Here is a 21,136-nt window from a genome sequence, read left to right on the forward strand (position 1 = left end):
GTACTAGTACTTTGGAATTAGACGGTCTTGGGAGTGTTGTTTGGGAAAATATCAATGGAGAAAATAGTATTTATGATATTATCAATATCCTTTTAGAGAAAGAGAATGATCGTTATGAATCTATGCAAGAGAGAGTGTTTATGTTTATAAGGTTATTAAAAAATAAAAAAATTATTACTTTTAAATAAATTTGTTAAAAGCATAATAGTAAAGGAAAAGAACTCCTCCAAATTATAATTTTGGAGGAGTTCTTTTTAATTAAACCAGCTTTTGATCCCTTTAAATATTTTTTCAGTAATTGTATCAGGAACCTGTCCTTTTTTAAATAATACTTCTCTTTTGAACTCTTTAGAAACTCTTTTTATTTCTCCACTTCGAATATCAATATTTCTACTAACTAATTCTCCGTTCTTGATATTTTCATTTATAAAATCAAATGAAGTAGGCTTGTATATATTATTGTCGATCATTGTTTGATAATAGTTTTTCCATAGAGGAACCGCCATACGACCACCAGAAGAATTCTTTGGCATAGGAGTATTATCATCATAGCCCATATATACTACAGTGACATAATCAGGAGTAAATCCAGCATACCAAGCAGATCTAAAATCATTAGATGTTCCTGTTTTTCCACCTTGATCTACATCAAATCCCAGACGGGAGTGCAGTTTTGCACCTCTTCCAGACCCATATTCTACTACTTTTTCAAGCATATAAGTCATAAGAGAGGTATCTATGGAATTATAAATTTTTATGCCTTCTAACTCCTCGTTTTCATAGATAATATTTCCATCTGTATCCTCAATTCTAGTAATAAAAGAATTTTTATGTGCAATTCCACCATTAGCAAATGGAAGGTAAGAAGTAGCTAATTCCAGTGGGCTAGCACTGGTAGAACCTAGAGCTATTGTAAGATCTTTTGTGAATTCTAATTCTACTCCTGTTTGATTAAAATTATCTATAACATCATTTATTCCTACATCATTTAGTAGTTTTACAGCCACTGTATTGACTGATTTTTCCAAGGATTGAACCAAGGTTATATTTTTATATTTAGCATTACTATAGTTTCGAGGAGCCCAATTACCGTATTTGGTATTAGAAGCATCTATAATTTGGTTCATGGTATATCCTTTTTTTAGGGCTGTATAATATATAAATGGTTTAAAGGTAGATCCAATTTGTCTTTTAGCATCTATACCACGATTAAAGTTACCAGATCTATAATCTTTTCCTCCTACAATACTTCTAACTTCTCCTGTTCTAGCATCTAAAGTTATCATAGCACCTTGGAGTTTTTTATTAGATTTAAATTTTGAATAATTTTCAAAGGTATCCTTTGCAATTTTTTGCATTTCATTGTCTAAAGTAGTATATACTTTGAAACCACCTCGAGAAAATATGATTGGATCAACTAAGTTTACAACTTTTTCTTCGACTATATCCATAAAATCAGGTGCTTTTGTAGATTCTCTTTTTTTTCTGCCGTCTTTTACAATAACCGTTATATTTTTATCGGGAAAAAAAGTTTTTTTGTAGTTTGATTCTAAGATGAATTTATGATTTATAGCTTCATCATACTTGTCTAGAGAGATATAATTTTGTTTTAACATAAGTTTTAAAATTAGACGGGTTCTTTTCATGGCAGCTTCTAGATTTTTTCTAGGATTATACATATTAGGTCTATTGGGAATTCCTGCTAGCATAGCACTTTCAGCTAGATTTATTTTTGAAATATCTTTATTAAATATATCTTTTGCAGCTTCTCTAACACCATAAGAGCCAGAACCAAAATAGATCTCATTCATATATTTTTCTAAGATCTCATCTTTAGAATAAACTCTTTCAATTTCCAGTGTGATAATAAGTTCTTTAAATTTACGAGTAAATGTACGCTCATTGGATAAAAATACGTTTTTAGCTAGCTGCTGAGAGATAGTACTTCCACCTTGCGCTATCCTTCCTTTAGAAAAATTTACTAGAACAGCTTTTCCAAGACGCCATATATCTACTCCATGATGAGAATAAAATCTTCTATCTTCTATAGTTATAAAAGCTTTTTGAAGGTAACTAGGGATCTCCTTGATATCTGCATTTTCACCTTTTTGTTTGGATAAATAATCTATAATATTTTCATCCTTATCGTAGATTATAATTGGTTCTGAAACCGTGTAGGAGCTAATTTTTCCTTTGACACTAAAATATGTAATAGTAGTCAATGCTATAAGACATAATATTAATCCCAAGATGGCAATAAGCATATTTTTTCTCTGCTTTTTAAAAAAGATATTAATTTTATTATAGTTCATTGAATAATCATTCCTCTTTTTATTAGATTTTATTTGATATATTATATCATAAATATAAAAAGATATTTGTCAACATTTAGAGGACACAAGGAAAAGAAGTCAAAAAAAGATTTTACGTATAAAATATTATCATTATGTATGAAAAGAATTTTTTCCTCTTGACATATCTAAAAAAAAGATCTATTATTAAATATAAATGAGTGTTCACTCATTTTTTTAGGTTAAACATTTAATAAACTAGGAATAGTGCCTATACAGCTCTATTTTATTATACAAAGGGGGCTATATGCCGAGTAATAAAAAACAAGATAAAAAAGAATTAATAGTTTTAGCAGCAATTGAACTTCTACGAACTAAAAATTATCAAGGGATGAAAACATTAGAAATAGCTAAAAAAGCAAATATGGCTGAAGGGACATTATATAGATATTTTAAAAATAAAGATGCAATATTTGCATCAATAGTTAAGCACTTTCTAGATAGTTTTTTGGAGAAAGCATTTAAAAATATAGAACCAGAAAATGAATTTCAAGATAACTTAAAATTGCTAATAGATAATATATGTGATGTTTTAGAAACAGGAAAAGATTTTTATAAATTATATTTAAAAGCTTTTTCAGAAATAGAGAAAGAAGAGGTCTGTGAAATAATAAAAGTGCATACGATAAAATTAACTAAAGCTTTAGGGAAAATACTAGAATGGACTAATTATAAATATACAGATGCAGAAAAATTAATATTTGTAGATTGTATATGGGGTGTAATTAAAGCATCTTCAGAAAGAGATATACTAAATATAGAAAAAATAAATAAAGAAAAAATCTTATTTTCAATAAGTTATATTGGTAAAATGATACAAAAATTATAGGAGGAATATATGAAAAAATTATACGACCATCCAAAATTAATTATTCTAATTATAGGAATAATTACACTACTATTTGCAGTACAAATGCCAAAGATAGTAATTGATAATGATGTTAAAATATTTTTGCCAAAATCTCATATATCTAGGTTAAATGATGATAAAGCCACAGAAACTTTTGGTAGTTCAGATGCAATACTATTAGCAGTTAAATTTAATTCAGAAAATATATTTACAACTAAAAATATAGCTTTTATAGATAAATTGACAAAAAAAATTGAAGATCTTGCAAATGTAGATGAAGTTAAATCTCTTACAAATACAGATTTTATTGAAGGAACATCAGAAGGGATGGAAGTTGAGGCTATTGTCCGTGATCTTCCACAAACAAAAGAAGATTTAGATAAAATAAAGCATAAACTTTTATCATGGAAATCTATGTATTCAAGGTCTCTTTATACAGATGATTTTAAATCTACAACTATCCTTGTTCAATTAGAAGATAAAGCAACAGCTATAGAGCAAGAAAAATTATTTCAGGAGATTAGAAAAGAAGTAAGAACTTATTCTGATGATAAAAATATGAGTTTTTATCTAGCTGGACAACCAGTTTTAAACACTTTGATGGGTGAAAGTATGCAAGCGGATATGAAAAAATTGATTCCATTTGTAATTCTGATAGTAATAGCCTCTCTATATATATCATTTAAAACTATAGGTGGAGTTATTCTCCCACTTTTAACAGTAGTGATTAGTACTATTTGGTCTATAGGACTCATGGCAGGATTAGGAATACCACTTACTATGGTTTCGACTATAATTCCTGTACTTCTAATAGCTGTAGGAAGTGCATATGGAATTCATATAATATCTCATTATTATGACGATGTTAAATCAGCAGGAAAAGAATTGACAGATGAGGAGCATAAAGAAATCGTTCTTCATAATGTACAAAAGGTAGGAACAGCAGTTTTCTTAGCAGGACTTACAACTATTGCAGGATTTGGGTCTTTAGCAACCAGTAAAATAATGCCTATAAAGAATTTTGGATTATTTACAGCTCTGGGAGTTTTTGGAGCTTTGATTGTAGCAGTGACACTTATTCCGTCTATTTTATTACTAAAGAAACCAAAAGTAAATACAGAAAATAGCGAAGAAGAAACGTTTATGACCAAGTTACTTATGCATCTATATCATTTTTTTACTAGAAAAAAATCAAGTGTAATATTACTCACAACAATAATAATGGTACTATCTATATACGGAACATCCAAGGTTGTAATAGATAGTGTTCTTGTAGAATTTTTCAAACAAGGAACTCCAGTTAGACAAGCAGATGAATATTTAAATGATAACTTTAATGGAAGTAACTTTATAAATGTAGTAATAGAAGGAAAAGAAAAAGGAGATCTTACAGATCCAGAGATATTAAAGGCAATGGATAACATGAAAGAGCATTTTGTATCGAATCATAAATATGTAGGACAGGTAATAAGTTTTTCAGATTTTATAAAGAGAATGAATAAAGTAATGAATTATCCAGAGGAAATTAATCCTATAGTAGAAGAAACAGACGTTGCACAAATAGAAGATGGCGTTATGTCTGATGGTTTTGATGACAATTTTGATGATAGCTTTGGTGATGATGATTTTGAAGAAGAAAGTTTTGATGATGATGGGTTTGGAGAAGATCCATTTGATAATGTAGTACAGACAGAATCTGTTGATTTAGAAAATAAAAGTAAAGTAAAATCTACTCCTAGTAGGGAAAAAATAAGTGAATCAGATCTACTAACTATATTAAATGCAGCTCTATTAGATGCTAAAAAAGTAAATTTAACAGCAGAAGAATTAATAACAGTAATGAATAGAGCAACAAACTACCAGGGAGAAGCATATAATGAAGTTCCCTATGATCCAGCTAAATACCCAGCAGAGACAAGAGTAGAATTAAAGAACTTGGTATCCCAATATCTTTTATTGTATTCAGGTGAATTAGATTCATTTGCAGATGATAGATTAGAACCAAAGTCTACAAGGATGTTATTTCAATTAAAATCTGCTAGTAATATATTTATATCAGGTTTAAAGGATGAAATTCATCGTTATGCAGATGAAAATTTTCCAGAAGGTTATACAGTGACAGTATCAGGAGCAGGAGATATGAGTTTAGCTGTAAATAATTTGATTGTTTCTAGTCAAATTATAAGTATAATAACATCTCTTATAATAGTATTTATTATAGTAGCGTATTCATTTAAATCTATTATAGCAGGGATATATGGAATTATTCCATTAATTATCTCTCTGTTTATAAACTTTGGATTGATGGGATTCACAGGAATAAAATTAGATATAGGAACTGCCATGGTGGCGTCAATTGCCATTGGTATAGGAGTCGATTATACAATTCATTTCCTAACAACATACCATTATGAAAGAATCCTCACATCGGATTTAGAGATTGTAACGAAGAAGACGTTAAATAGTTCAGGAAAAGCAATTATATTTAATGCAATTTCAGTAGCACTAGGGTTTGCAGTACTAATCTTCTCAAATTTTAATCCTATAAAGAACTTAGGACTATTAGTTTGTATTACCATGATAACATCATCTATGGGATCTATGATTTTACTGCCTATATTATTAAATTTGTTTAAACCAAAATTTGTTTCAAAAAAGGGGAGGAATAATAATGAAAAATAGTAAATTGAATAAAAAAATTATGATGTTAGGTCTAGGGATACTAATGACTATCCCAAGTTTTGCCATTACCGGAACAGAAGTTTCACAATTAGCTAGGGATAGAGATACAGGGAAGACAGTTATGGCAGCTATGGAGATGAAATTGGTTTCAAAAAGTGGAAAAGTGGAATCGGATAGAAGACTTATGACTTGGGGATATAAATATGATATAGAAAAAGATCTTTCTAAAGTAGTAATGGAGTTTAAATCTCCTGCTTCAATTGCTAAAACAAGATTTTTACAGGTGGAAAATGAGATAGGAAGAGATGACGATAAATGGATCTACCTACCAGCTCTTGGAAGAGTTAGAAGAATATCATCTTCAGATAAAACATCATCATTTGTAGGATCTGATTTTACATATGGAGATATGGAAACAAGAGAAGTTTTTGAGGATACACATAAGTTATTAAAAGAGGAAAAGTATGGGGAATATGATTGTTATGTAGTAGAATCTGTTCCAGTAGAAAAAGATGATTCACAATATGCTAAGAGAATAACTTGGGTAGCGAAGGAAAGTTATATTCCGCTAAAAGCAGAATTATATTCTAAAAAAACTAATGAAATACAAAAAAGACTGACTGTTCAAGGGAAACTAGAGAAAGTTCAAGGAATTTGGTCAGTATTTAGTACAACTATGGAAAATTTAGAAACTGGTCATAAAACACTTTTAGATGTAGCTAAAAAAGATGGTAAATATTTACTTAGATATAATGGGAAGATGAATCCTAAGAGATTTACACAATCATTTATTAAAACAGGAAGAGCAAAATAAATAATTGTATAGAAGTTTTCTATACAATAAAAGAAAGGAGTTTTATATGAGAAAATATATAATGTTCTTTATGGGAATATTACTGAGTTTTATTGCAATGTCTGATGAGTTTAGTGAATTTGATGATTTTGATGACTTTTCAGAAACCTCAGAGGAAAAAACAGAGATAAATTTTGAAGTAAATGGAAAAGTAGGTTATGAAGGAAGGATAAATTTTAGCGATGGAACCAATGATAGTCTACCATTTATAACATTACAAACAGAATTTGAAACATCATATTTTGATATTATAGGTGACTTTAATATGGATAAATATGAAAAATATCCCGTAGTGGAGGAGCTTTTTACTAGAATTTATTTGAATGAAAAATTCCAAGTTGAATTGGGAAAAGAAAAGTTGATTTGGGGGAAAGGAGATAAGGTACATCTAGTAAATAATATAAATGGAACTGATTATAGAGATTTTATAAATGGTGAGTATAGAGACGATCTTATAGGTGAAAATATGATAAGGCTTATCTATGCTCCTAGTATAAATAGTGAGGCAAAATTTGAATTTGTATATACTCCAGAATTTACACCAGATGAATTTGCGACATCTGGACCATGGATACCATATTCGGTAAAACTTGTTAACAAAGGATTGTCTCCTTTAAATAAATCATTGGAAGACTTTGAGCCTAATATAGATAAATTTAAAAATGATCAAGCTGGATTTAGGTTTACAAACTCAGCTTCAGGACTTGATTATGGGTTTTCATATTATAGAGGGTATGAGAAACAACCTACAATAGATAAATTACTTTTGTATAAAGCACAGTTAGGAGACCCTACAGCAATTGGGGATATAATGAATGGGAAATTAGATGTTCACTATGATAGACTAGATGTATTTGGAATAGAAGCATCTAAAGTTACTATTGGAGGGATCAACGGAAGGTTTGAAACAGCCTACTATATGACATCTGATAGATCTGGAAATGAAGCTAATGTAAAAAATGATAGGATAGGAACATTGATAGGTGGAGATAGAGATTTAGGAGAGTTTGGGCTGCACAATATGAACTTTAATATGCAAGTAAAAACTATTTTTCTTTTGGATAAATCAAGTGTAGAAGATAATCCTTTGGACACTGATTATGACGAAAATGGGGATTATATTAAAAATACGATTATTGTTAAATTACAGGATAAATTTAGAAGTGATACTATAAAGCCTTCTGTTAAATTTATATGGAATGTAGAAGGAAAAGATTATGCTATTATGCCAGAAATAGAGTATATTTATGAAGATAACCTTTATATTACTTTGGGATACAATATTTATGATGGAAAAGAAACAACAGAGATAGGTCAGTATAGAGACAATGATTATATTTATTTAGGATTAGAATATAATTTTTAAAATCAAAGGATATGACTTTATAAATTTAATAAAAAACCCTGTAAATAAACTCTATAAAAGAGTGATTAAATTTACAGGGTTTTTCTGTATTAAGGATAGAAAGAGATGCATTTATTTAGGGATTATTCTACGTTAAATTCTTTTTGAAAAAGAACTTTGCCGCTTTCATCCACCGCTTCTACACTCCATTTTCCAGATAAAAATAAGTTTTTTCTAGACCAAGTTCTCCATCTAGGTCCTGATATTTTTAATGGGACACTAGCCATTAATGTTTTTTCTCCATTTTCTTCTAGAAGATACCAGTTGTGATAGAGAATTTTTTCTTCTCCGATATCTCTAAATTCTGTATAAAAGTACCCTTGGGAATACAGCTTAAAGGTATCCATAATTTTTACAGGTTCTTTTTCTGCAATTTCATTAGTTAAAATTGCTCTAGTTAGAGAAATAGATTTTTCCCCATTGATTTTTCCATAGGCTGTAAAAGACCCAAGGATAATTAGTATACTTATAAGTAATTTTTTCATAATTTTTCCCCCTTTTAAAATAGTGATTATATAAATTTTAATTAAATATAATTTATAGATTATATCTTAATTAGTATTTTATCTTTTAATGTGAATTTTTACAAGTATTTATATAAAATTTATTTAGGAGACAGAGAAGTAATTTTCTAGTATAATACTAAAATAAACATAAATTTAGGAGGACAATATGAACTTTACATCACTTTTTTTTATATCGATAGGGTTGGCCATGGATGCATTTGCTGTATCTCTTACTGAAGGGATATCACTCAGAAAATTATGTGTTAAGTCGATCCTTAAAGTAGCATTGGTTTTTGGAGTATTTCAAGGAGTTATGCCATTATTAGGTTGGGCAGTAGGAGGATTATTTTACGATAAAATTTCTAAATTTGATCATTGGATAGCTTTTGGACTCCTTGCTTTTATAGGTATCAAGATGATAATAGATGCTAGAGAATTTGGGAAATGTGATATCCACGGGAATTGTGAGAAAGATACCAATATTATAGTTTTGGGGATAGCTACCAGTATCGATGCACTGGCAGTAGGATTTTCATTTTCATTACTACCTGGATTAAATATATATTTTTCCATAGCTGTAATAGGAATAGTTACTTTTATTTTATCTTCTGTAGGAGTTTATCTTGGAAATAAAGTGGGACAATTATTAGGAGCTAAGGCGGAATATATGGGCGGAATAATTCTTATAGGGATGGGTATTAATATATTAATACAGCATCTGACATAATTATTTTTTTAAATATCAATAGTAGAAAAAAGATGAGTTAAGTAAATGTTTAACTCATCTTTTTTTTGAATTTTTTTTAGATCTAGGAAGAAAAATTTCTGCCATCATACACCTGACACTTCCTCCTCCATATTTTTGAATGGTATCTATGTCTACACTTAATATTTTAGAAGTTTTTTCTATGGATAGTATTTGATCTTTTGATAAGATATCTTTAGCTGTTTTAGATAAAATAAGATATTTATCTCCTTTAGAATTTTTTACTTGAAGAGCGTTTCCAGCAAAATGTTCTACCTGTTCCTCTGTAATATCTATAATTATCTTCCCATCGGATTTCAATTCTGAGATAACTTTATTTTTTTCTTCTATATTATCAATAGAGCTAGAACAAAGGATGGCAAAATCTTCTCCTATGGCCATTAAAACGTTGGTATGATAGATTGGTAATCTCTTTTTATTTGACCATTGATAAGCATTGAATGAAATAGGTGTATATTGAAAATCACTACAAAATTTATTTAGAAGAGTAAGATCTGCTCTAGGAGAAAGAGCACAATAAACTTTTTTTTCTACCCTGTCTAAGATCATACTACCTGTACCTTCAAGAAAGATATCTTTTTCCTCAAATTTTGAATAATCGATAATATCATTGATTTTAAAGTTTTTTTCCCTTAATTTATCTAGAATATCCATCCTCCTTTCAAGTCTCCTGTTTTTTGCAAACATCGGATATAGAGCGATCCTTCCGTCATTATGAAAAGATATCCAGTTATTTGGAAAGATGGAGTCAGGTGTAGGAGGATCTATGGTGTCTTCTACAACTAAAACTTCGATATCAATATTTTTTAAATCTTTTACGAAATTATTAAATTCTTTTAGTGCTTTTTTTTGGATAGAAGAGTTATTTATTCCCCAGGGAAGGGTTTGATAGTAATTGTTGATTGCAGTCTGAGAGTTATAGTGAAATTTTATAGGTCGAATCATGAGAATAGTACCTGTGATCTGAGAAAAATTGTTATTCATTTTAATATCTCCTTTTATAAAATATTATATATCGCTACTATTTTAATACTTCATAAATCTAGTGATAGTCAAGTACTATAATTGTATTTAGGGAAAAAATAAAAAAACTCCTCAAAATTTTCTGAGGAGTTTTAACTAATTTTTATAAGTTAGCTTCTTTATTGATAACAATTTTCTTTCCTACTTTTCTCCATTCAGCAAATTCAGCTACAGCTGTAAATAATGCGTCTGTTGAAGAGTTAAGACCAGTTTCTACTGAATCTTGAATTACTCCGATTACGAATCCTACTCCAACTACTTGCATAGCTACTTCATTTGGGATACCGAATAAGCTACAAGCTAATGGGATAAGAAGTAATGATCCACCTGCTACACCAGATGCTCCACAAGCACTAACTGCTGATAAGATACTTAAGATAAGAGCAGTTCCGAAGTCTACTTGGATACCTAATGTATGTACTGCCGCAAGAGTTAATACAGATATTGTGATAGCTGCTCCTGCCATGTTTATTGTAGCTCCTAAAGGGATAGATACAGAATACATGTCTTTATCTAATCCTAATTCTTCACATAACTCCATATTTACTGGGATGTTAGCAGCTGAACTTCTAGTAAAAAAAGCTGTAAGTCCACTTTGCTTTAAACATCTAAATACTAATGGATAAGGGTTTTGTCTCATCATAACAAATGCGATAGTTGGATTAACTACTAATGCCATAAATGCCATAGCTCCTAATAATAATCCTAATAATTTACCATACTGTAATAGTGAACTTAATCCACTAGTTGCGATTGAACTAAATACTAATCCCATAATACCAAATGGTGCTAAGTGAATAACCCATCTAACAACTTGAGATAATGCATTTGAGAAGTCTGTGATCATTGTTTTAGTAGAAGCTGGTGCATGCTTTAATGCTACTCCTAATAATAATGCCCAAACTAAGATTCCGATATAGTTAGCATTTGATAATGCATTTATTGGATTGTCTACAACGTTCATTAATAATGTTTTTAATACTTCACTTACACCACTTGGAGGAGTTACATTTTCTACTCCTTTCCCTAAAGCGATAGTTACTGGGAATATGAAACTTCCTACAACTGCAACTACACCGGCTAAGAATGTCCCGATAAGGTAAAGACTGATAACTGATTTCATATTTGTTTTTTGACCAGGTTTATGTTGTGATACTGCTGACATTACTAAAAAGAATACTAAGATAGGTGCTACAGCTTTTAGAGCTCCTACGAATAATGATCCTAATAATGAAACTGGTGCAGCAGCCTCTGGTGCAGCAATTGATAATAGAATACCGGCGATTAAACCGATAACGATTCTTTTTACTAAACTTAATTGATTCCACTTACTAAACATATTTTTACCACCTTATAAATTTATTTATGTGTGCATCCTAATCAGTTAATTGATTTCCTTAAATTTGTTTTGAAATGTTAATCTGTAGGATGCTTTTCTATTTGCTAATATAATACCATACTTTCATTTTATTTTAAAGTTAAAACGTAATAAAAAAGGTTTTTTAGTACTGTAAAAACACAAAAAACTCGTTTTCAGTGTTTTTATGATCAGAAAATACCACTTAAACTTTAAAAGTACTATTTTAGTGCCACTGTTATAAAATTATTTTTTCATGATTTTTTCATTTTTTTCATTAAAGTGAAATATGTAACTTAAAAAAGAGCTAAACCTAAGGCTTAGCTCTTAAAATGTTATAAAATTATTCCATGATTTTTTCTCCAGTTCTCTTCCCAAAAACTAAAATATCAGTTATTGCATTTCCTCCTAATCTATTTGTTCCGTGAATACCACCTACAATTTCTCCAGCAGCATAAAGGCCTTTTATAATATTACCTTTGACATCTAAAACCTCGTTATTACTATTTATTTTTATTCCACCCATAGTGTGGTGAACTGCAGGTGCTACAGTTTGGACATAGAAAGGACCTTTTTCTATATTTATAAGGTTTCCTCTTCGATCAAATTCTTGATCTTTTCCATTTTCTACATTAGAATTATATATATTTAGAGTAACCTTTAATGTAGCTAAATTTATATCCATTTTTTGACTACATTCCTCTATATCACCTTCTATAAATAGATCAGATCTTATTAAACTATTTACTTCTGCTTTATTATCAGTCGTTCTATTTGCAATGGCCTCTACTTCTTGAGCCCATACTAGGTATCCTATTCCACCTTCTTGAGCCAAGATAGCTTGAGAAACTACATCTCTTCTTTCTAATTCCTCTACAAACCTTTTCCCTGATTTATTGACTAAGATTGCACCATCAAATCTAGAACCACCTACATGGGACAATGCACCAGTTATAGGGTTAGCAATAGGGAAAGTTTGTATATATGACATATGGACAAAATCTACTCCTAATTTTTCACACATTAGATGACCATCTCCAGTTATTCCGCTTTGATTAGTTGTTTTATATCTTTCATCTAACTCAGGATTATATTTTTTTCTCATCTCTATATTTCCAGAGAATCCTCCGGTAGCAAATATCACTCCTTTACTACCAAAAAATTCTACTGTTTTTCCTTCAGTAAGAGCTTTAATACCGACGACTTTCTCATCTTTTGTGATTATTTCTTTGGCTTCTACTCCAGTTCTTATATCTACACCTAGGTTTTCAGCTTTTTTTCTTAATTTAGAGATTAATTCTACAGCATATTTACCTTTAAACACTGCTGCTCTTGGAACAGTATGTCCACCAAAATGGATAAGTTCATCTTTTTTAAACTCTACTCCGATTTCTTCTTTGAGCCATTTGTAAGTGTCTAAAGCATTTTCAGATAAAATTTTAAATAATTTTTTATTGTTTTCACCATCTCCACCAACAAGAGCATCATTATAGTAAAGTTCAGGACTATCTTCTATTTTTTTAGATTGTTGAGCATCACTTCCAGGAATATTTATTCCACCCATAGATACTAATGTATTTCCACCAACAGCGGCCATTTTTTCTAGGAGAACAACCTTAGCTCCTAAGTTTGATGCAGAGATTGCAGCACTAAGACCAGCTCCACCTCCACCAATGATAACTATATCAAAATTTTCAACAGGTTTGAATTTTAATTTATTTTTACTTACCACAATTTTATCTAAATTTTCAGAATTTTTAAACTCCTTGAGCAATTCTTCCTTGTTTTCTCCAGATAGAATAAGAGCGTTCATAACAGCTTCCCTTATACCACGTGAACTCATAGAACATCCTTTTACATTAGGAACCATTATAGTGTTTTTCTCTATTATATTAGAAGGAACATGGTTAAAAGCAGGTTCTGATATTACCGGTGTTTCATTATGTGATAAAAATTCAATACTTTTAATTTTACCTTGAACAACTATTATTAAAGCTTCTATCTCTCCTCCATACCCAATACCAACACCTTTAAATGAACCATTTTTATATATTTTCATATTATTTACCCCTTAAATTAAATTATTTTAGATACTTATTTAACATAGTACGATATCGTACTATGTTAAATATAGTATCCTAATAAGTAAAATAAGTCAATCATTTTTTATGTGATTAATCACTTGAGATCCTGTACTTAATTTAATATTTAGGTTATTATATATATATAAATAATAATTTTTAGGAGATGCCTATGAGAACAGATATAGTTATTGGAATAATATCAAATATCAGAGAGAAGAGTGCTCAGTTTATAAATGGAGAGTTAAAGAAAAAAGAAGTTTCTGGACTTATCAATAGTCATGGGACTATTTTATCTGCAATGTATGATAATGATGGTGTAATGACAATGAATGAAATAGCTAAATTTATAGGGAAAAGAAAATCTACAGTTACTGATATGGTAAAAAAATTAGAAAAATTAGGCTATATAAGCCGTCAAAAAAGTGAAAGAGATGCCAGAGTAATAGAGGTTACCCTGACAGAAAAAGGTTGGATTTTTAGGGAGACATTTAAAGAGGTTAGTACTGAGCTTTTGGAAAAAACTTATTCTGGTTTTACAGAGGAAGAAAAAGAAGTTTTGATGAAGTTATTGTTAAAAATTAGAAAAAATTTTAAAGACTAAATTTTTTCTAATTTTTTTAGTCTTTAAAATATTAATTTTGTTATAATCTAGGGTATTTTAAGTTTTCTCACAGTCGCTGCAATATCTTTCGTCTACATTGATAGACATAAATTTTTTACCACAGCTTTGACAAGAATGCATCTTTAACTTTCCTATAATACTATTAGAAGGTTTTTTCATAGACTTTTCCTTATTAGCCTGAATACGACACCCTTCACAACAATAATATTCATTGATATCAGATGTTGTAAATTTCACTCCACAGACCTCACAGATACGGGTTATAAGTTTCTCTTCTTTAAATTTTGTCATTTTAGACCTCCAATATTATCTTTTTATAACTCCTTTAATTTCTTATTGAGTTTTGTATAGATTCTTTCTTTAAACCATAGTTCTGTAGATTTCTCTATAGATTCATCTAATCCAAACCACTCTACTCCGCTATTTTCATCTTCTTTTATAGTTAAAATTTCTTTTTCATCGGCTTCAAATAAGTATGTTACATTTAAATGTAGATGAGAAGATACGTATTTTCCTTTTTTTATGTGTCCATCAACTGTGAGTATTTCAAGAGAAAATATTTTTTTTGATATAGGTATAACCTCATTGAGACCACTCTCCTCCTGGACTTCCTTTATAGCTACAGCGAAGAGATCTTCTTCTCCATCAGCATGACCTCCCATCCAAGACCATGAGTTATAGATATTATGATATATCATGACTACTTTATCTTTATCTTTATTTATAACCCATGCAGATGCTGTCATATGTGCTATTTTATTGTCTCTGGTAAAAATATTTTCATATTTTTCTAAATAGTTTAATATTCCTAATTTATCATATTTTTCTTGTTCATTATATGGTTCATATTTTTTTATTTGGTCTAGAATATTCATCTCTAAAGTTCTCTCCTTTATATAGTTATTAATAGATATTATAGCATATAATTTTTCAATAAAAAAAGGAATTAGACAATTGCCTAATTCCTCTTTGTTATTAATTAGTTTTAACTACTGCTTTAGATTCATTACTTATTAGGGCTGCTGCGATTGATCCAATTAATGTTGGAGCTAACCACGCAAAACCTTCTGAAGCCATTGGTAAAGAATTAAATATATCTGTTAATAAAGGTGAAATATGAAAGCCAGCTAGAACCTCAAAGATACTAAAAACTAGTCCAATACTAACACTAACTTTAAAAACTCTGGTGTTTTTTATTTTAAAAACATTTAAAATTATAAGGATAATAGTTACAGGATATAAAATGATAAGTATTGGAACTGCTATATCGATTATAAATCCTAATCCAGTGGCACCTAAAATACTAGAGACAACACAGGTTGCTATTGTTATATTTTGGTAGGAAAACTTTGTTTTGGTAGCAAAGAAATTAGCCACTGTAGCTACTAAAGCTATAGATGTTGTAAGACATGCTACTATTGCACATATTCCAAAAGCCATTACACCAAATGATCCTAAAGAATTTTTAGCAAGATACATAACAAGTTCAGCTTTACTAAGGTTTAAATTATTTCCATTTGCCATGGCACCTAGATATAGTAGGCCTCCATATACCAATGCTAATCCTATAGCTGCAATGATACCAGATTTTATAATCATAGAACTTTGTTCTCTATCATCTGTATACCCATTTCCTTTTAAACTCTCTACGATTACAGAGCCAAATATAACAGAAGCTATTGCATCCATTGTTTGGTATCCACCGAAGAAACCATAGGAAAAAGAATTTTGAATTATAGTTTTTTCTCCAGGGATTCCAAAACCCGAAAATATTCCCTTAACTATCACCATTGAAAGAATAATTAGGATAATAGGAGTCATATATTTTCCAATATTATTGAGTAATTGAGATGGCTTTATTACCAATGTATATACAATTATGAAATATACAATTGATACTATTAAGGGGTTGATATCTCCAAAATTTGGAACGATACCCATTTCATAGGCAGTAGCAGCAGTTCTTGGAATAGCTAACATAGGACCTATAGCAAGTATTAAAAGTGAAAAGTAAATTGTGTTAAAATTTTTAGATACTTTGTTTGCAAAGTTATCGGTACTTCCGACTCTACTGAAAGCTATTAAACCTCCTACTGGAAGACAAATTCCTGTAATAAAAAATCCAGCTGAAGACATGAGCCACTCTTTACCGGTTACGACTCCTATCTCTGGTGGGAAAATAAGGTTTCCAGCTCCAAAAAACATAGCAAATATTGCTAATCCAAATATAAATACATCATTTTTTTTTTTCATCGTAGTTTCCTCCTTAAGTAATACTATATTTATGTAGTGTTGTGTTTATTTTTAACGATTTTATTAGTTTATCATAAAATAAATAAAAAGTATATTAAAATTATGCTCTTATTCACTTTTATGTGGAGATTTTTTTAAATTAAATATTATGGGGGAGAATGAGATCTATAGGAAATAAAAAAAGCGGATAGAAGGCTCTATCTGCTAATTAACTGTTATAATAACTTTATTTTTCTATAACATCATATAAATAAATATATAAATATAGGAATAAATGGAGCCAGACTTAGGTTTGCTACTTTTATCTTTGTTATTTCTAAAATATTAAACCCGATTGCTATAATTACAAGTGATCCTACACATGTTATTTCATCGATTACAATGGTAGATAGAAAAGGTGAAAGAATTCCTGCAAATAAAACTATGGCACCCTCATAGAATAAGATCAAAAATGCTGAGAAAAATACACCTATTCCCATAGTAGCTGACATGGCAAGGACTACAAAGAGATCAATAAAAGCTTTTGCATATAATATTTCATGGTTGCCTGAAAGTCCACTTTGAAGTGAACCTACTATAGCCATTGCTCCTACACAAATTACCATGGTAGCATTTAGAAATCCTTCGACTAAGGACTCTTTTTTGTCTGTATTTGACTTGAATTTATTTTCTAGAGATAGTCCAAATTTTCTGAGTCTATCATCTATATCGATTAATTCACCGATAATCCCACCTAAAGCTATGGAGGCTATTGCTACTAATATATTTTGTCCTTTTAGGGATCCTGAGATTCCAATATATAGCACACACAGTCCCATACCACTCATGACAGTATCAATTATTTTTTTATTAAACTTGTCTCTAAAAAAAACTCCTAATAAAGATCCAAATCCCACTGCAACAGAATTTACGATTACACCACTTAATATCATTTTATAGCCTCCAAAATTTGATTTGAAGTATTTTAGCAGTTCTATGGGCTTTTGTAAAGGAGGTCTCAATAAGAGATTGAGTAAAAAAATAAACCAAGGTTTTCTCTCAGATTTATATTTAGAAATTCATAGTTTTAGGTTTACTCTTTTTAAGAGGATTACTTTTAAATTTGTTATTTACAATAAGTCCTAATATAGCAAGAAAAGAACCTAAAAAAGTATACGTGGTCATTTCTTCGTGAAACAATAGATTAGAAGTGATCGTTGCAACTAAAGGGTTAAGATAATTAAAAACAGAAGTTCTAGAAGCTCCTAATTCCTTAATACCTCTATACCATCCATAATAACCAATTACTGTACAAAACATAGCTAAATATAAAGCTGATAAATATGTATTTACTTGAATCCCATCAATCACGTTAAATAAAGATGTTTTAGAAATAAAGTTATTTGTAAAAGTGATGGGGATTAAAGTGATTAATGCACTGATATTCATATAAGCAATTATAACGAAGGGGTCATATTTTTTTAAAAGATCTTTTGTGTTAATAGTAAATATAGCTAACATTACAGCATTTATAAGCATTAAACCATCACCAATTATTGAAGTTCCAGAAAATAAACCATTTATTTTACCATTTGTAATGATAAGGCAAACTCCTAAAAAACTTAATAATATTCCAGAACCTTGTATCTTATTGATAGATTCATTCTTTGAAAAATGCATATATAGTGCTACAAAAATTGGAGAGATTGCTATAAATAAAGACGCATTTATGGTAGTAGTATATTTTAAAGCAGAATATTGAACAATAAAATATCCACTAATCCCAATGAAACTTAAGAAAACTAAGTTATAAAGATCTTTTAATGAAATTATTTTTTTTGATTTTGGAATTATTATTAAGCTGAGAGCAAAAATAATACTAGAGAATAGTATCCTTAAAAATAAGAAGTGGACAGGGCTGAGGTTGGTCATACCTATCTTACTAAATGCAAAAGATGTTCCCCAAAGAGTTACTGTTAATAGAACCCAAAGATATGTTCTTGTATTTTTCAATTGTACCATCTCCTAATTGATTTGAACTTCAAAGGTGTAAAAAGAGTTCTGATTGCTTTTATATTAACATAAAGTGTATAATAATCACAAATGGGAAAAAGTGATAACAGTTATCACTTTTTTTGATACTAACATTAGGAGGACTTTTTATGGAAATAAAACTATTAAAAACTTTTATTACAGTAGTACAAACTTTAAGTTTTTCTGCTGCCGCTGAAGTACTGCATTATTCTCAATCTAGTATTTCTGAGCAAATAAAAAAACTTGAAATAAATTTAAATACAATATTATTCGAGCGAATAGGAAATAAAATAAAGCTAACTTCAGATGGAAAAATTTTAGTTATATATTCTAAAAAAATACTTTATATGTGTGATGAAGCCCTTATGGCGCTCACCCATTCTGAAAATGATGAAATTAAAGGGCAATTAACTATTGCAATGACTGAAACTTTATGTTTTTATAAATTACCTAATCTTTTTAAAGAATTTTGTGAGTTGTACCCTAATATAGAGCTCAAGCTAAAAATAGGGAATTGTTACGATTTTCCTATATGGCTTAATAATAATATTATTGACGTCGCATTTGTTTTAGACGATGAAATTAACTATGCTAACTTAGTTACTAAATTATTATATGAGGAAAAACTTATGGTGGTAGCAAGTCCTCTTCATCCACTAGCTAAATTTTCAGAACTAAGTTTAGAGGAACTTAAAAATCAAACTTTAGTTTTGACTCAAAAAGGAAGTAAATATAGAGCTATATTTGAGGACTATTTAAAACAACAACAAATATCTTATAAGTCACAATTTGAATTTGAAAGTGTCGAAGCAATAAAAACTTTTATAAAAAGTGGTTCTGGTATAGCATGTCTTCCAGAAACTACAGTAAAGAAGGACCTCGATTCAAAAGAATTGATAAAGCTTCCAATTGCAGATATAAATTTAAAGATAGCAACTCAAGTTTTGTACCATAAAGATAAGTATATTTTCCCAGGATTAAAAGCACTTCTTGATTTAGTTGAAAAAATGAATGAAAAAGACACCTGTTAAGATGGGTGTTTTTTTCATTTATGGTGTTTATTGGGAAGTAAGGTTTTATTATATCCCTATTTAAATTTTAAATTCAAAATCATTTTTATGAATTTTGAATTACATTTTTCAATTTAAAGTTTTCTAAAATTCAAATTATGTGTTACAATTAAATTGAAAAACGTCATATAAAAAGGTGGGGAAAGAATTGTGATAGAATTAAAAAATGTTACCAAAAGTTTTGATGGTAAAAATAAAGTTGTTAAGAATCTTAATCTAAAGATTGAAAAAGGAGAATTTGTTGTTCTCATAGGAGAAAGTGGATGTGGTAAAACTACAACTATGAAAATGATTAATCTTTTAGAAAAACCAACAAAGGGTGAAATATTTATAGATGGAGAAAATGTAAAAGGTCAGGATCTTATGGAACTGAGAAGAAATATAGGTTATGTTATTCAAAAGGTTGGATTGTTTCCGCATATGACAATCGGTGAAAACATAGAACTTGTTCCTACTCTTAAAAAGTGGTCAAAGGATGAGAAAAAAGCAAGGGCTTTTGAATTACTAGAGCTTATGGATCTCCCTGCAGAAGATTTTTATTATAGATATCCAAGTGAACTAAGTGGAGGTCAACAGCAAAGAATAGGGATAGCAAGAGCCTTGGCTGTAAACCCAGAGATAATACTCATGGATGAACCATTCAGTGCTTTAGATCCTATAACAAGAGAAAAACTTCAGGATGAAATGACAAATCTTCAAGAGGAATTAGGAAAAACAATAGTTTTTGTTACTCATGATATGGATGAAGCTCTAAAGCTAGCGGATAAAATAGCCGTAATTAAAGACGGAGAAGTTATTCAGTATGATACGCCAGAAGAGATACTAAAAAATCCGGCGAATGATTTTGTAGAATATTTCTTTGGAAAGGACAGAATGTGGAAAACTCCTGAAATGCTGTTAGCAAAGGATATAATGAAGAAGAAGTTCGGTAAAATAGGGGTTAAAGGAAGTTCGGCAAGAGCCATAGAAATAATGAAAGAAAGAGAGACAAATACCCTTATCGTAGTGGACAGAGAGGGAGAGAAGAAACAAAAACCTGTAGGGGTAGTTACAAGAAATATGATAATGAAAAATAGCGGTCATGGTATTAAGATGAAAGACATAATGGCATCTAGCGAGGATTTTATTATAGATGAAAATACTAATATGGTAGAAGTTCTGAATATAATGTCAAGAATAAACTTCAGATCTATACCAATAGTAAATAAAGATAAATTACTAGTTGGAGCAATTACTCCAATAAGTCTTCTTAATATAATTACAGAAATATCTCCAAGTATAGAAGGAGGGGAACTTTAAGA

Annotated in this window: 19 protein-coding genes; 9 read left to right on the plus strand and 10 right to left on the minus strand. The window is 29.7% G+C overall.

Features of this window, described 5'->3' with window-relative positions; genetic code table 11:
• Positions 1–188: PqqD family peptide modification chaperone (locus tag WBG30_RS07935; RefSeq protein ID WP_424504107.1), on the plus strand; the 188-nt coding region annotated here is incomplete at its 5' end.
• Between the two features lie 66 nt (positions 189–254).
• On the opposite strand, the gene WBG30_RS07940 is transcribed toward WBG30_RS07935, so the two are convergent.
• Entirely contained in the window at positions 255–2,312 is a 2,058-nt protein-coding gene (locus WBG30_RS07940; protein WP_424504108.1) for a transglycosylase domain-containing protein, read from the minus strand.
• A gap of 286 nt (positions 2,313–2,598) precedes the next feature.
• On the opposite strand from WBG30_RS07940, the gene WBG30_RS07945 reads away from it, so the two are divergent.
• The 4 genes from WBG30_RS07945 to WBG30_RS07960 are packed head-to-tail and all read left to right on the plus strand — an operon-like array spanning position 2,599 to position 8,102.
• On the plus strand, positions 2,599–3,180 hold the full coding sequence (locus WBG30_RS07945) for a TetR/AcrR family transcriptional regulator (protein WP_424504109.1): 582 nt from the start codon (positions 2,599–2,601) through the stop codon (positions 3,178–3,180).
• 9 nt (positions 3,181–3,189) lie between these two features.
• Positions 3,190–5,883 (plus strand): efflux RND transporter permease subunit, encoded by a 2,694-nt coding sequence (locus WBG30_RS07950; RefSeq protein ID WP_424504110.1) that lies wholly within the window; start codon positions 3,190–3,192, stop codon positions 5,881–5,883.
• On the plus strand, positions 5,873–6,697 hold the full coding sequence (locus WBG30_RS07955) for an outer membrane lipoprotein-sorting protein (protein WP_424504111.1): 825 nt from the start codon (positions 5,873–5,875) through the stop codon (positions 6,695–6,697). The genes WBG30_RS07950 and WBG30_RS07955 overlap by 11 nt, the downstream gene beginning before the upstream one ends.
• Positions 6,698–6,743: 46 nt before the next feature.
• Entirely contained in the window at positions 6,744–8,102 is a 1,359-nt protein-coding gene (locus WBG30_RS07960) for a DUF1302 family protein (protein ID WP_424504112.1), read from the plus strand.
• A gap of 122 nt (positions 8,103–8,224) precedes the next feature.
• Here WBG30_RS07960 and WBG30_RS07965 read toward each other — a convergent pair whose 3' ends face one another.
• On the minus strand, positions 8,225–8,626 hold the full coding sequence (locus tag WBG30_RS07965; RefSeq protein WP_424504113.1) for a DUF2914 domain-containing protein: 402 nt from the start codon (positions 8,624–8,626) through the stop codon (positions 8,225–8,227).
• 187 nt (positions 8,627–8,813) lie between these two features.
• Here WBG30_RS07965 and WBG30_RS07970 point away from each other — a divergent pair, with 187 nt between their 5' ends.
• The gene (locus WBG30_RS07970; RefSeq protein WP_424504114.1) at positions 8,814–9,374 is read left to right on the plus strand and encodes a manganese efflux pump MntP family protein; all 561 of its coding nucleotides are present in this window, start codon (positions 8,814–8,816) and stop codon (positions 9,372–9,374) included.
• A 54-nt stretch (positions 9,375–9,428) separates the two neighbouring features.
• Here the strand turns inward: WBG30_RS07970 and ctlX are convergent, their stop codons facing one another.
• The 3 genes from ctlX to WBG30_RS07985 all read right to left on the minus strand — a co-directional run bounded on the left by ctlX (position 9,429) and on the right by WBG30_RS07985 (position 13,852).
• Positions 9,429–10,397, minus strand: a complete 969-nt coding sequence (ctlX, locus tag WBG30_RS07975) for a citrulline utilization hydrolase CtlX (protein WP_424504115.1) — start codon at positions 10,395–10,397, stop codon at positions 9,429–9,431.
• 142 nt (positions 10,398–10,539) lie between these two features.
• The gene (gene sstT, locus WBG30_RS07980) at positions 10,540–11,775 is read right to left on the minus strand and encodes a serine/threonine transporter SstT (RefSeq protein ID WP_424504116.1); all 1,236 of its coding nucleotides are present in this window, start codon (positions 11,773–11,775) and stop codon (positions 10,540–10,542) included.
• A 361-nt stretch (positions 11,776–12,136) separates the two neighbouring features.
• Positions 12,137–13,852, minus strand: coding sequence for a flavocytochrome c (locus tag WBG30_RS07985; RefSeq protein WP_424504117.1), 1,716 nt, complete (start codon positions 13,850–13,852; stop codon positions 12,137–12,139).
• 194 nt (positions 13,853–14,046) lie between these two features.
• On the opposite strand from WBG30_RS07985, the gene WBG30_RS07990 reads away from it, so the two are divergent.
• Positions 14,047–14,478: a MarR family winged helix-turn-helix transcriptional regulator gene (locus WBG30_RS07990; protein WP_424504118.1), complete on the plus strand. Its 432-nt coding sequence runs from the start codon at positions 14,047–14,049 to the stop codon at positions 14,476–14,478.
• A 57-nt stretch (positions 14,479–14,535) separates the two neighbouring features.
• Here WBG30_RS07990 and WBG30_RS07995 read toward each other — a convergent pair whose 3' ends face one another.
• The 5 genes from WBG30_RS07995 to WBG30_RS08015 all read right to left on the minus strand — a co-directional run bounded on the left by WBG30_RS07995 (position 14,536) and on the right by WBG30_RS08015 (position 18,744).
• The gene (locus WBG30_RS07995) at positions 14,536–14,790 is read right to left on the minus strand and encodes a hypothetical protein (protein WP_424504119.1); all 255 of its coding nucleotides are present in this window, start codon (positions 14,788–14,790) and stop codon (positions 14,536–14,538) included.
• Positions 14,791–14,813: 23 nt separating this feature from the next.
• On the minus strand, positions 14,814–15,374 hold the full coding sequence (locus WBG30_RS08000; protein ID WP_424504120.1) for an NUDIX hydrolase: 561 nt from the start codon (positions 15,372–15,374) through the stop codon (positions 14,814–14,816).
• Positions 15,375–15,474: 100 nt separating this feature from the next.
• Positions 15,475–16,752, minus strand: coding sequence for a branched-chain amino acid transport system II carrier protein (brnQ, locus tag WBG30_RS08005; protein ID WP_424504121.1), 1,278 nt, complete (start codon positions 16,750–16,752; stop codon positions 15,475–15,477).
• Positions 16,753–16,994: 242 nt separating this feature from the next.
• The gene (locus WBG30_RS08010; RefSeq protein WP_424504122.1) at positions 16,995–17,684 is read right to left on the minus strand and encodes a DUF554 domain-containing protein; all 690 of its coding nucleotides are present in this window, start codon (positions 17,682–17,684) and stop codon (positions 16,995–16,997) included.
• A 118-nt stretch (positions 17,685–17,802) separates the two neighbouring features.
• Positions 17,803–18,744, minus strand: coding sequence for a DMT family transporter (locus WBG30_RS08015; RefSeq protein WP_424504123.1), 942 nt, complete (start codon positions 18,742–18,744; stop codon positions 17,803–17,805).
• Between the two features lie 149 nt (positions 18,745–18,893).
• On the opposite strand from WBG30_RS08015, the gene WBG30_RS08020 reads away from it, so the two are divergent.
• On the plus strand, positions 18,894–19,796 hold the full coding sequence (locus WBG30_RS08020) for a LysR family transcriptional regulator (RefSeq protein ID WP_424504124.1): 903 nt from the start codon (positions 18,894–18,896) through the stop codon (positions 19,794–19,796).
• Positions 19,797–19,985: 189 nt separating this feature from the next.
• Positions 19,986–21,134: an ABC transporter ATP-binding protein gene (locus tag WBG30_RS08025; RefSeq protein ID WP_424504125.1), complete on the plus strand. Its 1,149-nt coding sequence runs from the start codon at positions 19,986–19,988 to the stop codon at positions 21,132–21,134.
• Positions 21,135–21,136 lie beyond the last annotated feature (2 nt).

Source organism: Psychrilyobacter sp., from assembly GCF_049671765.1.
Taxonomy (GTDB): Bacteria; Fusobacteriota; Fusobacteriia; order Fusobacteriales; family Fusobacteriaceae; genus Psychrilyobacter.